Source organism: Candidatus Nitrospira neomarina, from assembly GCF_032051675.1.
Taxonomy (GTDB): Bacteria; Nitrospirota; Nitrospiria; order Nitrospirales; family UBA8639; genus Nitrospira_E; species Nitrospira_E neomarina.
The window spans coordinates 1,055,969-1,070,370 of the sequence record NZ_CP116968.1 but is presented as its reverse complement, the minus strand read 5'-3'; the positions used below and the strand labels follow the sequence as shown (position 1 = coordinate 1,070,370).

Below are 14,402 nucleotides of genomic sequence, written 5' to 3'. Positions count from 1 at the left end.
ACCAACAAACGCCGATCACATTCTATAATCGGTGAGGATTTCCGGAAATTTTCCCTTTATTTGATACTCAGTCGGTTCTCAACCACCCCCACCCCCTCAACCTCTCTCGATAAAAATATCGCTTGTTCAGCCTGCCGCATTTCATCCACGAACCCACTCAACTGCACCCGATTTTTAAATGTTTCGACATGAACATCGGTCCCTGACACCAGGGGGCATCGGAGAAGAGCGGTCTTCACCTTTGTCGTGATAATACTGTCATCAAGGTATTCTCCCGTGCTCTCCTGAAGAGGGGTGCTCGCGCAACCCATCGAGATCATCAATAACATGATTCCAATACCCGTAACTATGTGCATCTCTATCTTTCCCCGTATGAGAAAACCTCTCTATCCAGTTGAAATGATCATGACAGAATTTCTTTACTTAATGGACAAATTATTTTCAACTGCCATGACCCCACCGACTTCCCGTGCTAATCGTGCGGCCTGGTCGATTTGCTGAGCATTATTGACAAGGCCGTTTAACTGAACCCGTCCTTTAAAAGTCGTCACATTGATATCCATCCCGGACACTTCCGGATCACTCAAGAGAGCCGTTTTGACCTTGGTCGTTATCACGCTATCATCAATATGCTCTCCAAAACTTTCCTTTTGAGGCCCTCCCGCGCATCCTACCATCAAGGAAACCAGAAAAAGACACGCAACTAATCCCATCGTCTGTAATTGTTTCATGAAATATCACTCCTTTTTTCGTGAAAGAAAAAGAAAATCTTCAGTATTTCCTGGAAAAAACATCTACGTCATTTATCGGCCATCAGGCCTATCTTCCATTCGTCCGGCACTGGACGGGCTAGATGCGTTTATCGAACTCCCAAAAAAATTACTTCGTGCATCTTGAAATCTCTCTCGGGCACCCACAAATTTATCTCGTGCTTCCAAATACCGGTCACGATCCCTGCTGAATTTTTCATAGGTTTTATTAAACAGGTGCTCTTCCTGCTCATAAATAGATCTGGCTCGATCAAATTTCGCTCTGGCTTCGTTGTAGCGCATTCGGTCATTGATGAATTGATCAACATTTTCATTAAAATTGTCTTGCGCTTCTTCATATCGATCTATGTCCCGTTGGGCTTCACCCAGTTCTTTGAGGGAAGGACCCACATCTGAAAATGCTGCCGAGTCATTCGAAGGTGCAGATTCTTGAGCAAACGCATACGCCCCCCCTATCCCCAGGGAAAACACCATACACAGGGGGAAGGACAGAGCAGTCTTCAAGGTGTACCTTTTCATAAAACCTCCATTGAGCTTAAGTGGTTTATCCTGACCGGGGGTGAAACTCTTTATGTGCTTACAAGTACCACGACAGGATGCGCCGACCAACTGATAGAAACCCTTGTTTGACGCGTCTTTCAATTAATAAAGATGTTATTAAGGGAACGGAGCCGTTCATTTACGGCCCAGAAGCAATGAGAGAAAGAACGCAAAAAGAAGGAAAATGGCGTGATGAGGAACAATGGAAACAGATTGGCCAAGGTGGGTCCTTCCCAAAAACGAAGTGAGCAGGACGGCCTTATTTCAAAGTGGGATTGGTCTTTTCCTTTCTCTTACTAAAATGGGAATGACTACACTTGGAGGGTACGACAGCACACCAATCATAAAATAGATGTGCATCAAATTATGGAATCGTTTTTCTCAGATGGTCTCAAATTCGACTTACTCTCGATGCCAGAGAAATATCCCCATGAACTTCCAGATGGCATTTTCACAGATAAATTCACGCCTAATTATCCCTCTCATTCAATAGGAACCACACATTCAGGCCGATCATGTCTTGGATTATTCACGAGCTGACTGACGGGATAGGCTTCCATTTCCTCGGGTGGATACGGTCGGAGCAATGCGTTGATTCGCTCAATAGATTGCAAAGATGGATCGAGCCAATCGGCATAATCTTTAGAGGTTAAAATGACCGGCATGCGATGATGGATAGATTCCATGACTGCATTGGGAGCAGTCGTAATGAGTGTGCAGGTTTCCAGAGGGTCGGCCTTGTTTTTCTTCCACCGTTCCCATAAGCCCGCGAACGCAAAGAGCCGTTGATCTTTGAATCGAACGTAATAGGGTTGTTTTGTTTTCCCTTCTTGTTTCCATTCATAAAAGCCATCCGCCAGGACCAGGCAGCGTTGGTGTTTAAATGCTTTGCGGAAAGCCGGCTTCTCTGCCACAGTCTCACCGCGGGCATTAATCAACTTATTTCCGATGCTGGGGTCCTTAGCCCAAGAGGGCACCAGTCCCCACTTCAATTCCGTACATTCTCTTTGTCCTGATTCAAGATTTGTGCGCACACAGGCCACCAACTGCGATGGAGCAATATTGTAGCGAGGGCTCAATGGCGGGAGGACCTTGAGGCCCAACTGTTTCGCCAAATGCTGAAAATTCTCTTTGCGTGTGAAGCGACCGCACATAATGGGGATCTTTAAACTTCCAGGTTTAACCTAACCCTACAAAATTCCGTAAATAAAGGGAAGAAATTTCAATTCGACAGGCACAAATGACAAAGGCCATGGGAATCCCCAGCTTTTTTATGGATTGCTAAAATATTGAGCCTCTTCGGACTCACCCTACGAAATGCATCCAGGGATTAACTTAGAGTCCTCACGCTAAAGCCTTTTTCAGAATGAAGGGGAAAACCGTCTGAAGGTTTTAAATGATTTAAAAGAATAACCAGAGCTGGGGATCATCCCATTGCGAAGACAACGGAGGTGGGTTTGAGAAAATCACAACCGCATATGAATGGCTTGTAAAATCTGTCGGGAGCGGGCTTCATCTCCTAAAAGTCCCACCCGAATCACAACTTTTGACCGGGAGGATGTAAGCGAAGTAATCGAAATCCATACCTTCTTTTGATCAGCCGTTTCGGACTCCAACTCGGCCGCTAATTTATCTCCTCGTTGTTTATCGACGGGGAGTTCCAACGATTTCAAAGCGGCCACGGCAGCCCGCTGGACTTTTGAAACGGGAGCATTGATTTCATCTTCCAGCTTGCCCATCACGTAGGTCGCCCCTGCGACACCGGCCCCTGCACCAGCACCGAACAACGCCACAGCGCATCCAGACATTAGCGGCATGGTCCACATGACAAAAAGAAGCATGATGCAATAATTTTTCATCAAAAATTTATTTGTGTCCCGTTTCAATGCTTGATCGGTCCTTTCCACTATTGAAGCATTGTAAACCTCATCAGCACCAGTTCAAAGTCACGTATATGATGTTATCGGATGCAGGTTAACAGAGTTAAATGAAATCATCCAAAGAAACTTATTATCACCTATGGTGACATGAATTACTGAAACCGAACGAAAAAATCATATCAGGGACGGGAAGACATATCATTCACATTTTATATTTCTCCAAAATACATTCTGCGACACCTTTTGTTTTCCTCCCCAGTCGTCAGCAGAAATTTATCCCTTTTTTGCATTTGAACAAAAGTGAAATGCCCCCTTTTCGCCTGTTACACAATTTATTCAGTCTGGCACTCTATTGGGGTAGCTTTGTGGTGAATCTGTGGCTATAATCCCAAACTTTTCGGGTACCGTTCACTGTTAGTGGGCTCCATCACAACTTCTGTTCACGCCAAATCTTTCAGTTGCAAACCCAATTTCTACAGTGTTTCATTAAGTTGTCCGAAATCACTTTTAAATAGATGTGCTTGTTGATGGTCCGTGATTTGTGATGAAGCATCCGGTTGATCACGCACAAAGCTATTTTATCTACCAAGGAATTCATGGCATTGAGATTGAAGCTCTTCATCGTCCTACTTAGTATTGCGCTGATTAGTGGGGGTGGTCCTCTTTATGCCGCCGTCTCCGGTCAGATTTCGCTGAAAGATGGCACTATTCTCAAAGGCAAGATATTTGGCATGACAAATGGTGTCCTCCGGGTGAGAGCGTCAGCGAGTATGCACAATCCTATTCCCCTTCGTTGGAAAGAGGTGACGGGGTTGACAACTGAAGAGGCGGTCACGGTGGATCTGGATACCGGCGAGATCTATGAAGGCCGAATCCAAATGGCTGAGTCCGGAACAATCCAGGTGTTGAGAGACCAGGACTCGGCTCCCCTGATGATCACCCTCAATTCCGTAAAGGCTATCAAAAGCTCAAAAGAGAATGCCATGGGTGAAGAGAGTGAAGAGTTAGATGAAATCACTCTCAAGAATGACATGCATCTGATCGGAAAAATTGTCTCGATGGAGGAAAAGACCCTTACTATCGAAACTGCCTATGCAGGAGATATATCGGTTCAGTGGGATGAGGTGGAACAACTCCAGTCTCAAACTCCGCTTTCCGTTCAAGTTTTTGAGGAAGAGAGAGAACCCAATGGAGATGACTTTCTCAAAACCTCCCGTACGGCTGTGACCGAATTAGGCGGCAGTGAAGGCATATCGCCGGCGCGTGTGAAGACCATCAATATTCCTGAGCTTCGCTATAAAGGAACCTTCGATCTGGGAGGTAACCGCACGAAGGGGAATACGGACACCACGGCTGTGAACGCCTCAACGGACAATACCATTTGGACGGAACGACACCGTGGCCTCTTGAACGGTAAGTATGCCTTTGCCTCGGCGGATGGAGAGAACACAGCAAAAAATGCCAGAGGCACATTAGGCTATGACTATTTTTTTAACAAAAGGTTGTTTGTTAACAGTTACGAATTCCTCGAATATGATAAGTTTCAGGGATTGGATCTTCGGAGTACGACCAGCCTGGGTCTCGGGTATCAATTTTTCGATTCCCCAAGCCATGGTTTAAGTGGGTCCATCGGTCCGGCGTTTGTTTACGAAAAGTTTCAGGAGACCGGGACGACCAAAACCGCTACCGCTGCATGGGCAGTGGATTGGAATTATGATCTGATTGCAGATCGAATACGGGTGTATCACCGCCAAAAAGGATTTCGCGACCTGGGAGTAGGCGGAAGTACGGCCCTACGGTGGACATCCGAGCAGGGCGCTCGCATAGAAGTGTATGGGAGACTATATCTGAAAGTGGCTTTCGAATACCGATACAACAGCGACCCGGAGCCAGGGAAGAAAAAATCGGATGAAGCGTTCATATGGGCCTTGGGCTATGAGTTTTCGAGTTGATTGACGGTTAATCTCCCGCCTTTCCTCCCAACTATTGCGAACGACGACTGAATCATCCGGCACTCAGAAAACGATCCCTAGTTCCCGAACTTGATTCCGTTATACATCCGCTAAGATGGATAAAACTCAAGGAGTCGCGAGTCGTTTTTTGACAGACCTCATGAGAGATAAGCACAACGCCCAGATTGTGTCCCATGTGACTTAACAACCTACACCGCCAGAGTTGCATCAGAACAAAACTGACGAAATACAAGGGCTATCCTCTGGAGTGAGGTGGCCTATCCACATCTCAACGAAGTTCGTGTGTATTGGGGAGGATTCCTCAGCAAAACACACCACATCAGTTCGCTCTCTGGAAAGGCCGGGCAGTTCACTGAAAAGCTCCACTTGTTGTTTGGCTCGACAATCATGAGCATTACCTGTTTTATCCGTAGAGTCGGAACAGATTCACGCGTCTGTACCGGCCCCGGCTGTATCATAGTATTGTTCAGTGCGAATGGAACAGAGGCCTTTTTTTCTCACAATGGCCGTCGTGTCTCGTATCATGCCGCCATTTCCGCACAGATAAAAAGTTGCATTGCTCACTGAGGCAACGTAGTTCTCTACTAATGTTGTCACGCGTCCGATGGGACCTTGCCAACCGTTTTCCGGCCTGGACAGGATTGTGATAAAACTGAAATTCGGATGCCGCCGTGCAAGAGCTTCCAATTCATGTTGGTAGTAAAGGTCTCGCTGGCTCCGCAAGCCCCAATATAACGTCAAGGTTCCAGCGCCAGGTTCCTCCAAGAAGGTAGAGAGCATTGAACGGAACGGCGCAATCCCGGTTCCCGTGGCCACAAAGACGACGTCTCGTCCGGGTTTCTCCTGGAGAATAAACGATCCATTAGGCCCGTGAAATGTTACGGGATCCCCTTCATGAAGGCCAAACAAATAGTTTGAGCCTGAGCCGTCGGGGACCCGGTTAAAGAGAAGGGTGATCTGTTGGGATTGCCCTGGCGGAGAGGCAATCGAATACTGCCGCGGGACATGCTGTCTCAATCCTGGATTCCAGACATTCAGAGAGATCCACTGCCCCGCCATGAATTCGATGGCATCCGGGGCGAGCAGGGTGAGTTTCAACTCACGGACATCATGGGTCAGATCCCTGACTCGACTGACAAGGGCGTTAAACTCTTGCATGATTGTAGGCTCCTGCCGATTGAGGTTATTCTCTAGAGCGCGCCATTACACATTACCAAGCCGACAAACCGCCTGCAAAAATTTGGTGAAAATTGCCGCACCTCACAACAATGAGGGCGACTGCTCATCAGTGCTTCATTCTCGGAAAGCAAAAAGCGCACATGAATGGGGGGAGCCAGAAAGAATCATGGAAGATGAACAGAGATAGCATCCCTATGAACAGAACAACATCCCAAGAAGAAACGACAAAGGGAGGCTCTTCATCTTAATTTTTTTGTCCCACCCGTCCCGAGTTACCCTTTCCTTTTATAATCCGTTGATCACTCGCCTTGACCCACGGATACTTCTCCCCACATCACAAAATCACCAGATTATCCGGGGCCAACTTAAGGCCGGCTTGACCTTTCAAGATGCCTGCATTTTAAATTCCGGATGAATTCGTCTAGAATCAACTCTCTACACATCACCGAATGGCATGTGTCTTTTATCCGATAGTGGAATTGATCCTTTTTTGTATTCCGCTGATTCATTTGGATTGATTTTTTAGGAGCCGAGCATGGACTTTCCTAAGTTTATCGAGCAGATCAAAAAAACCTATGGCATCACGAACGATTACGCCCTGGCCAAAAAACTCAAAGTGAGCCAACCTGAGGCCAACTGGTTTCGTCGCGGCAAAAAAGTACCGAATGCCACCGTTTGCATCCGAATCGCCAATCTTCTCAAAAAAAATCCTGTCGAACTCCTAATCGTTGCCCAGAAAGACCGGGCCGCCCCCGAAGAAAAGAGCCATTGGGCCATGGCGTTGTCAGCCGTCGATGTCATGATGCATGTGCCGGAACGACCGAGATACATTCCCCACAAAGTGGAGGCCATAGGCCAGGAACTTCGCCAGCTTGAATCCCAAATGCTGTCCTATGAAGGCACCATTGCTCAAAATGAAGCGATTCAACTACTGAATACCGTGGAGTCCACCATTAATTCGATGATGGAACGATGGCAGATATGGAAACGGGATGGCCCCCTCTTTCCCAGTTATTTATTGGCAAATCAGGCAGCGGTTCAGCGGGGAGTCAAAATTCGGCGGGTGTTTATCTTCAACAGAGAGCAGATGAACGATGCCTCTCAAATCGAAGACTGTCTTCAGGTATTAAACGATCAACGACACGCGGGGATTGCCGCGTTTTACGGATTTCGCGAGCAGCTCGCCACGACCCTCATCTATCAACGATTGGTGGCAGAATTCCGAGCCCGTGGCGTCAAAGAAGAAATCAATGCCGCGTTATTCGATAACGAAATTCTCATCTTTTCCCGATCCTATGCCACCAGGGATTTGGGCATGAACAACAGTGGTTCGATCCCTATCACCGTCATTGACCAGTTGAATATTTCCTGGAAACCGGACCATTTACGTGATCTAAATCCAAGCCCTCTCTTTGAAACCCGCTTTGTCTTTGAATATCAAGGAGAACGACCATTCAAAACACAACTCGGTCGGTTTCTTCGGACATACGGTGAAGACAAGGACTAACATTTCTTCCAGCCGCATCCCGGCTGCGCGGAAGGGGGCAGAAAGCTCTCGTCCGAACTTTGGGTCCTCTTGAGACCAAAGTCCCTTATACCAAAGGATGGCTGAGGCCACACGTCTCAGCACAGTTCCTTCGGCTTACCCTTGATGACAGCAGAGCGAAGGGGCGTTTTTTCTTATCGATCTTCGATAAAGAGAAATTCCCGCGGCGAATGGCCGATGTAGGAGGCTCGTGGCCGGATCAGACGATTGTGATCCTGTTGTTCGATGATATGGGCACACCACCCACTCAGCCGGCTTGCGACAAAAATAGGCGTGAAGGCTTCTTTGGGAATTCCGATGAACAGGTAGACCACTGCCGTATAAAAATCCAGATTCGGGAGAAGCCCCTTTTCTTCCTTCATCGTCTGTTCAATGATTTCCGCAATTTCGTACCACCGCGTCCCATCCGCATGGTGACTCAAGGCTTTCGCCCGTCGTTTGATGATAGCCGAACGCGGATCCTCGTGTTTTAAGACTCGATGGCCAAACCCCATCACCCGTTCCTTCCCGGACAATTTGGAATGGACCCACCCTTGCGCGTTTTCCGGGTCCCGAATGGCGTGGAACATCTCCGCTACAGCTTCATTCGCACCGCCATGAAGGGGGCCTTTGAGTGTCGCAATAGCCGCCGTGACAGCCCCATAAAGATCAGCCAGGGTTGAGGCCGTGACCCGACCAGCAAACGTTGAGGCGTTCAATTCGTGCTCGGCATAGAGATTAAGAGAGACCTCCAGTTCTTTTGCATGATCTTCCCGGAGATTCCCTGTCAACAGATACAAGAGGCTTTGGGCAAACGACTTTGTGGCAGGAGCTTGAAAAAAAGGATGATCGAATCGGGTTCGACTCGCCCAGGAAAGAAGGAGAGGCATTTGTGCGAGTAACCGGACGGCCTTTCGGAGATTCGCTTCATGGGAAATATCCTGAGCTTCAGGGTCGATCATCCCGAGAAACGACACCCCGGTTCGCAGCACATCCATGACATTTGCAGAAGCTGGAACCGTTTGGAGAAATTGCCTTACGAACGGGGGTAAGGACCCGGCATGAGCCAACTCGGCCTGCCACGCCTGAAGAGCGCGGGATGACGGCAGATCTCCATGCAGTAACAAATAAGACACTTCTTCAAATGTCGCCTGCTCGGCCAGCTCTTCAATGGCATATCCGCGATATCGTAAACTTCCCCTCGTCTCGTCTATTTGGCAGATGGCTGATTCCCCCACCACCACCCCGTCAAGGCCGGGATTATGAACGGCCGTTTCCATGACACACCTGCCTTTCTTTACAGGCCTGTGGAAAATTTTGTGCCCTGAGGCGGTTAAAAGAGGCCGTCAGATACATTCCCAGAGTTCGGAGGGTTCAACGCGCCTCTTTCATTCCGTTGGCACACGTTCATAATTTTGATAATCCAACACCTCGTACAATGCCTGCCTGGTTTGCATGCGGTCGAGGAAAGCTTGTTGGGTCCCCTGTTTTTGTAATTCCAGGAGAGCGGCTCGGCCTTCCTTTGCCATCACACGAAATACGGTCATGGGGAACAGCACAATGTGATATCCCATTCCGGAGAATTCCTTAACGGTCATATAGGGAGTTTGTCCCCATTCAGTCATATTGGCGACCAGAATGTTTCCGGGATATTTCAGGGCTTTAGCTGCCGTTTGAAATTCTTTGGCAGACTGCAGGGCCTCTGGGAATATCGCATCCGCACCGGCTGCCCTGTAAGCTCGAGCCCTTTCAATGGCCCCATCCAGACCTTCCACAGCCCGGGCATCCGTCCTCGCAATAATGACTAGATCCCGATCCTGTTTTGCTTCAACTGCCGACTGAATTTTTTGACACATGTTCTCACATGAAATCAGGGTTTTTCCGGGCAAATGGCCGCAACGTTTTGCCAACACCTGATCTTCCAATTGGATGCCCACCGCCCCGGCTGATTCTAATTCCTGAACCGTCCGATACACCTGATGCCTCTCTCCAAAGCCCGTATCGGCATCGACGATGATGGGAATTTGAACCCGTTGAGTCACGTACCGGGTTTCTGTCACCACCTCCGTCATCGTTAACAGCCCGATATCGGGTAGTGCCCGGGAAGCCGCCAGACCCGCTCCTGACAGGTATGCGGCCGGAAAACCGGCATCCTCAACCAATCGAGCCGAAAACGCATTAAATACACCCGGAACCGCCAACGTGTCGCCTTGAAGCTCGGTTCGAAACCGGCGCGCCGGACTCTGCGAGGTTTTTGGTTTCCCACTCATCGTCTATCCATAACTGGCAATGCCGACACCAGGTCCTTCACGTCTTTCAGACGGTCCAGTTCCCACACGGTTTGGATAACGTTGGTTATATCTTTCTGGCCGATTTTCCGTGAAGACAACTTCTGAAACTTCAATTCCAGTTCGCGATCGGTGAGCGGGCGTCGTGGATGACCTTTGGGATGGTCAATCTGAGCCGTGAACGTCCTGCCGTCCATCAGGGTGACATCAATTCTGTTGGCCATGGCATCCGGATAACGCTCGGAAAACTCTTTAACCTCTTCAACACGGATTTTTTGCATAAGATTTAACAGAACGGTGTCGTTCAGGTGATGCGGGGAAAATGACCGGGGAGATATTTTTCCATCCGTCAGGGCGACTGCCACGCAAAAGGGGAGACTATGATCAGCAGTCTCACGGGTTTTGGGATGCCACTTTTCCTGATCCCGTCCAATGATTTCGATCGCCACATCACCACTGCCGACAATAATTGCTTTGATTCGGTGGACAGGGAATTCTCCACACGCAGCAATCAGTTGTTCCCGAATGGCGAATGCCGCCTCCACCGCCGACTGAGCATGATATTCCACCGGATGGGGCTTGATGTAGGTGTCAAGAATTTTAAAGGAAGAGCCGTGACGTCCTCCCATTTCGGGTAAAGAGAATGGCCCGGAAATCACCTTCATAAACCCCTTTTCTCCTTCAAACATGGCCTCCGGTCCGGTCATACCCTCGCGAGCCGCAAATCCTGCGAAGATTCCGTTCCTGCTTGCATTGGCAAACGCGCAGGCTTTCCATAGGGAAACCTCCCCCACTCTGGTCTGACGCAGTGCTCCAGCCGTAATACCCGCCAGATTGAGCGCATGCACGATCTGTTTTTTAGGGAGCTTGAGCAGCCTGGCTGTGGCGACCGCGGTAGAAAACGCTCCGTAGGTGACGTGATCCCATCCTCGGGGGCGCAGCGCCGCGGCGTCACAAAGACGGCATTGGATCTCATAGGCCAGCACGATGGATTGAATAAATTGCCGGCCATGAACATGAAGACTTTCGGCAACCGCCAGACAGGCCGGAATATTGTCTGACGGATGAGCGGGCTCCTTAGAGAGGTAGGTATCGTTGCAGTCGAGATACCGCACCGCCGTGCCATTCGCAAAAGCGGCCAGATCCGGACTGGTTCGATGGCGGGTTCCCCATACCGTTGCACCGTCTTTAAGCATCATCCGGCTCGCCAGGCGCCTGGCAATCCTGCATGGGGGTGCGGTGGTGGCACCATATGCACAGGCCAGGCTATCCAACACCCGTCGCTTCACCTCATGGATCACGTCCGATGGAAGGTTCTGGAAGGTCAAATACTCCGCATATTCGGCGAGGCGGTCAGCAAGCATCATCCCCTCTTGCCCTGAGATCGGACGGCATCTCCTTCCAGGAAAAAAATTCTTCTCCGGCTCGACAATTCGGGCAGTCCTGAATTTCCCATTGAGGCATCATCACGTTGGTCCCATAGTAAAATGGATAGCGAGACATCAAGTCGTCCATTAATGGAAATTGTCCGCTATCCCGACGGGCAAACACCATCATTCCTACGACATGACCGCCATGATCGTTCACAATGGTTTTGAGTTTATTGACGCAACTCCCTCGCGCGGTAACGTCATTGATCACCACAAAATTTTCCCCTTTTTGTATCGAGCCTTCGGGAATCTCCACCCCAATCTTTCCTGTATCGTGATTGAATGGCGCATAGACTACTCTCATTGCCATCTGAGGGCTGACGATTGTCGCGATACCCTCTGCCAACAAACGTGCATCCGATGCCGGCACTAGGAGTCCATCGATTCGATGGTGTTGACCCAACCCCAGTACCCAGTGGCCCATATCCGCACTGATAAGGGCAAGCAGATCCGCATCACGTGCGATGGACTCAAATCCTAAATAGGTCGCGGTATGGTGGCCCGACACAACAGATACATGCGTATCGAACAGAACCGCCATTGAGTCGCGAAGTATCCGAATGACCTCATGTTTCGATAGGGAAGAGGAGGGGGATTCTCCGACAATCGCGTGAAGCCGTTCTTCGACGCTTGAACCCGCGTAGAGCTTTCGTTGATAATCGACCAACTCCGATATGCGTTTGTGTTTCTCAAGCACCAGATTCATGCTCAATGCTCCTTGGTAATCTTCGTTTTCAATTTGCCAATAGGCTGAATTTCCAGCTCCACGACATCATCCGGCTGTAAAAACCGATTGATCTCCAATCCACATCCCCCACCTACGGTTCCAGAGCCGAACACTTCGCCGGGATAGACCGTTTCTCCCTTGGACACATGTTCAATCATTTGAGCGAACGACCAGTAAATGGTTCCAAAGGACCCTTTCGACCAGACTTCTCCGTTGACACGAGCCTCCATGGCGAGTTGCTTCAGGTCTGGAATCTCATCCGGCGTCACCAGACAGGGCCCCAACGCCGTGGCAAAATCCTTCCCCTTCGCGGGTCCCAGCCGACAGGCCATTTCCAGGAATTGAATATCCCGCGCACTAAAATCATTCATGATGGTATAGCCGGCAATGTAGTCCCACGCCTTATCCGCCGGTATATCTCTCCCCTTTCGACCAATGACGCAGGCCAACTCCAGCTCATAATCGAGTTTTTGCGTCTGTAACGGCCACACCAGATCATCTTCGGGTCCAATGATGGTCTGTGGATTGCCTTTATAATAAACCGGCGCGTTGTACCACTCCGGGGGTATCGGTTGACCTCGTTTTTTGGAAGTTGCGGCGATGTGCGCCTCAAAGGCAATAAAATCACGAAGGAGAGGGGGATGAGGGATCGGCGCAAGCAACGAAACCTCTTCCCTGGTATAGACAATCGTTTCACCATCAGGTCCATGGACCACATGATCGTTGTCACTAATATAATGAAAGGCCTCACGGGCTCTATTCATCGCAGACACTTCCCCCTGAAGGAGTTCCAGCATAGAGGACGGGACTTCCGATGTGGCCAGCCTGTAGGGTTGCGCTTCCCCTTGATCCGCCAGCATCCGCGTGTACGCCATGTTCAGATCCACGATGGACTCATGGTGGAATGCTCCGACCCGTGCAAATTTTCCGACTGGAGTGTGAACCTGGAAGGTGACAAGTTTCATGGTGTGCTCCAACTCATGGAATAGTTTTTTAATTCAACAGCCTCAGCCTCAAGCATCACGGTAAGGGGCTGCTGTGACTCCACCATCACCGCGATTTCATTCGTCTGTGTTTGTGTTTTACTGGCCTCAACTGCGCCTGGATGGGGTCCATGATGGATGCCCTGAGGATGCAGGGTCAGGGTTCCCGGATGGATGCCCGACCGGCTGAAGAAATTTCCCTCGTGATAAAACAGGACTTCATCAAAATCCGTATTCCGATGATAAAAGGGAATTTTCAATGCACCTGGCTCACTCTCCAGCGGTCTGGGGGCAAACGTTGAAATCCACACCCTTCCCGCCTGGAAGGTCGCGTGCACGCTCGGAGGCAAGTGATAGCGGGGACTGGTCACCGGCCGAAAATCCCGAACGTTGAGTTTCGTTGGCCAAACCTCTCCCTTCCACCCGACCACATCCAATGGAGAAAAAGGATAAAACACCTTGGTAAACGTTCCATCACGTTTGATGCGAAGCTCCCATTCATGTTGAGGCTGTGTGGTGACGGGCGCTGAAAGTTCGGGGACCACAAGGACCTCGGGATCAAATAGAGCGTGCTGTCCCAACAAACCCCGTTCGGGCAGCATGACAGGTTCAGAAGTTTCGATAACCAACATGACACCGGGTCCTTCTTCTACCACCATACGGTAGGTGGTCCCTTTGGGAATGACCAGATAGTCTCCGGGTTCATAGGTCAACACGCCGTAATCGGTTTCCAGCAGGCCACGCCCTTTATGCACAAAATGCACTTCATCGCCATCCGCATTGCGAAAGTAATACGGCATCGTTTCTTTCCGGCGGGAAATTGACAGCAGGACATCCGGACTTCGTAATATTTCAACCGGCCGGCTTTCCCCGGAAAAAAAATCTGGAGGGGTCAGGTCGCTGCACTGGAAGGCGCGAGGCCGGCAAGGCCCATCGATGCGAAGCCAGTTGGTTGGAGGGTGGGATCGATACAGATGGGAAGCTGGACCGGCAAATCCTTTGCGTCCATGTTCCTCTTCATACAGCCCTGATGGAATATTGACGTGCGCTTGCCGGGGCGATTGACCTTTCCGTGTTAAGTACATGGGGGTCCTTTCTGTCAGCATG

At 49.7% G+C, this 14,402-nt stretch carries 14 protein-coding genes; 2 read left to right on the top strand and 12 right to left on the bottom strand.

Features of this window, described 5'->3' with window-relative positions; translation table 11 throughout:
• Nucleotides 1-56: 56 nt before the first annotated feature.
• The 5 genes from PQG83_RS04775 to PQG83_RS04755 all read right to left on the bottom strand — a co-directional run bounded on the left by PQG83_RS04775 (nt 57) and on the right by PQG83_RS04755 (nt 3,136).
• Nucleotides 57-356, bottom strand: coding sequence for a BON domain-containing protein (locus PQG83_RS04775; protein WP_312747394.1), 300 nt, complete (start codon nt 354-356; stop codon nt 57-59).
• 63 nt (nt 357-419) lie between these two features.
• Complete coding sequence (locus PQG83_RS04770; RefSeq protein WP_312747392.1) at nt 420-731, bottom strand: BON domain-containing protein; 312 nt, start codon at nt 729-731, stop codon at nt 420-422.
• Between the two features lie 72 nt (nt 732-803).
• Nucleotides 804-1,289, bottom strand: a complete 486-nt coding sequence (locus PQG83_RS04765) for a hypothetical protein (protein ID WP_312747390.1) — start codon at nt 1,287-1,289, stop codon at nt 804-806.
• Nucleotides 1,290-1,792: 503 nt separating this feature from the next.
• A complete protein-coding gene (locus PQG83_RS04760; RefSeq protein ID WP_312747388.1) occupies nt 1,793-2,464 on the bottom strand; it encodes an SOS response-associated peptidase in 672 nt (223 codons plus the stop codon).
• A 312-nt stretch (nt 2,465-2,776) separates the two neighbouring features.
• On the bottom strand, nt 2,777-3,136 hold the full coding sequence (locus PQG83_RS04755) for a DUF3568 family protein (RefSeq protein ID WP_312749119.1): 360 nt from the start codon (nt 3,134-3,136) through the stop codon (nt 2,777-2,779).
• A 650-nt stretch (nt 3,137-3,786) separates the two neighbouring features.
• Here PQG83_RS04755 and PQG83_RS04750 point away from each other — a divergent pair.
• Nucleotides 3,787-5,142 carry a DUF481 domain-containing protein gene (locus PQG83_RS04750; protein ID WP_312747387.1) on the top strand — a complete coding sequence of 452 codons (1,356 nt, stop codon included), beginning with the start codon at nt 3,787-3,789 and terminating at the stop codon, nt 5,140-5,142.
• Between the two features lie 447 nt (nt 5,143-5,589).
• Here the strand turns inward: PQG83_RS04750 and PQG83_RS04745 are convergent, their stop codons facing one another.
• Nucleotides 5,590-6,321 carry a ferredoxin--NADP reductase gene (locus tag PQG83_RS04745; protein WP_312747385.1) on the bottom strand — a complete coding sequence of 244 codons (732 nt, stop codon included), beginning with the start codon at nt 6,319-6,321 and terminating at the stop codon, nt 5,590-5,592.
• A gap of 556 nt (nt 6,322-6,877) precedes the next feature.
• Between PQG83_RS04745 and PQG83_RS04740 the strand changes: the two genes are divergently transcribed.
• Nucleotides 6,878-7,849: a hypothetical protein gene (locus PQG83_RS04740; protein WP_312747383.1), complete on the top strand. Its 972-nt coding sequence runs from the start codon at nt 6,878-6,880 to the stop codon at nt 7,847-7,849.
• A gap of 173 nt (nt 7,850-8,022) precedes the next feature.
• Here PQG83_RS04740 and PQG83_RS04735 read toward each other — a convergent pair whose 3' ends face one another.
• The 6 genes from PQG83_RS04735 to PQG83_RS04710 all read right to left on the bottom strand — a co-directional run bounded on the left by PQG83_RS04735 (nt 8,023) and on the right by PQG83_RS04710 (nt 14,380).
• Nucleotides 8,023-9,147 (bottom strand): citrate/2-methylcitrate synthase, encoded by a 1,125-nt coding sequence (locus tag PQG83_RS04735; protein ID WP_312747381.1) that lies wholly within the window; start codon nt 9,145-9,147, stop codon nt 8,023-8,025.
• Nucleotides 9,148-9,255: 108 nt separating this feature from the next.
• Nucleotides 9,256-10,137 (bottom strand): methylisocitrate lyase, encoded by an 882-nt coding sequence (prpB, locus tag PQG83_RS04730; protein ID WP_312747379.1) that lies wholly within the window; start codon nt 10,135-10,137, stop codon nt 9,256-9,258.
• Complete coding sequence (locus PQG83_RS04725) at nt 10,134-11,522, bottom strand: MmgE/PrpD family protein (RefSeq protein WP_312747378.1); 1,389 nt, start codon at nt 11,520-11,522, stop codon at nt 10,134-10,136. The genes prpB and PQG83_RS04725 overlap by 4 nt, the downstream gene beginning before the upstream one ends.
• Nucleotides 11,509-12,291: a hypothetical protein gene (locus PQG83_RS04720; protein ID WP_312747376.1), complete on the bottom strand. Its 783-nt coding sequence runs from the start codon at nt 12,289-12,291 to the stop codon at nt 11,509-11,511. The genes PQG83_RS04725 and PQG83_RS04720 overlap by 14 nt, the downstream gene beginning before the upstream one ends.
• 2 nt (nt 12,292-12,293) lie before the next feature.
• A complete protein-coding gene (locus PQG83_RS04715) occupies nt 12,294-13,277 on the bottom strand; it encodes a fumarylacetoacetate hydrolase family protein (protein ID WP_312747374.1) in 984 nt (327 codons plus the stop codon).
• Nucleotides 13,274-14,380 (bottom strand): homogentisate 1,2-dioxygenase, encoded by a 1,107-nt coding sequence (locus PQG83_RS04710; RefSeq protein WP_312747372.1) that lies wholly within the window; start codon nt 14,378-14,380, stop codon nt 13,274-13,276. The genes PQG83_RS04715 and PQG83_RS04710 overlap by 4 nt, the downstream gene beginning before the upstream one ends.
• Nucleotides 14,381-14,402: the final 22 nt, after the last annotated feature.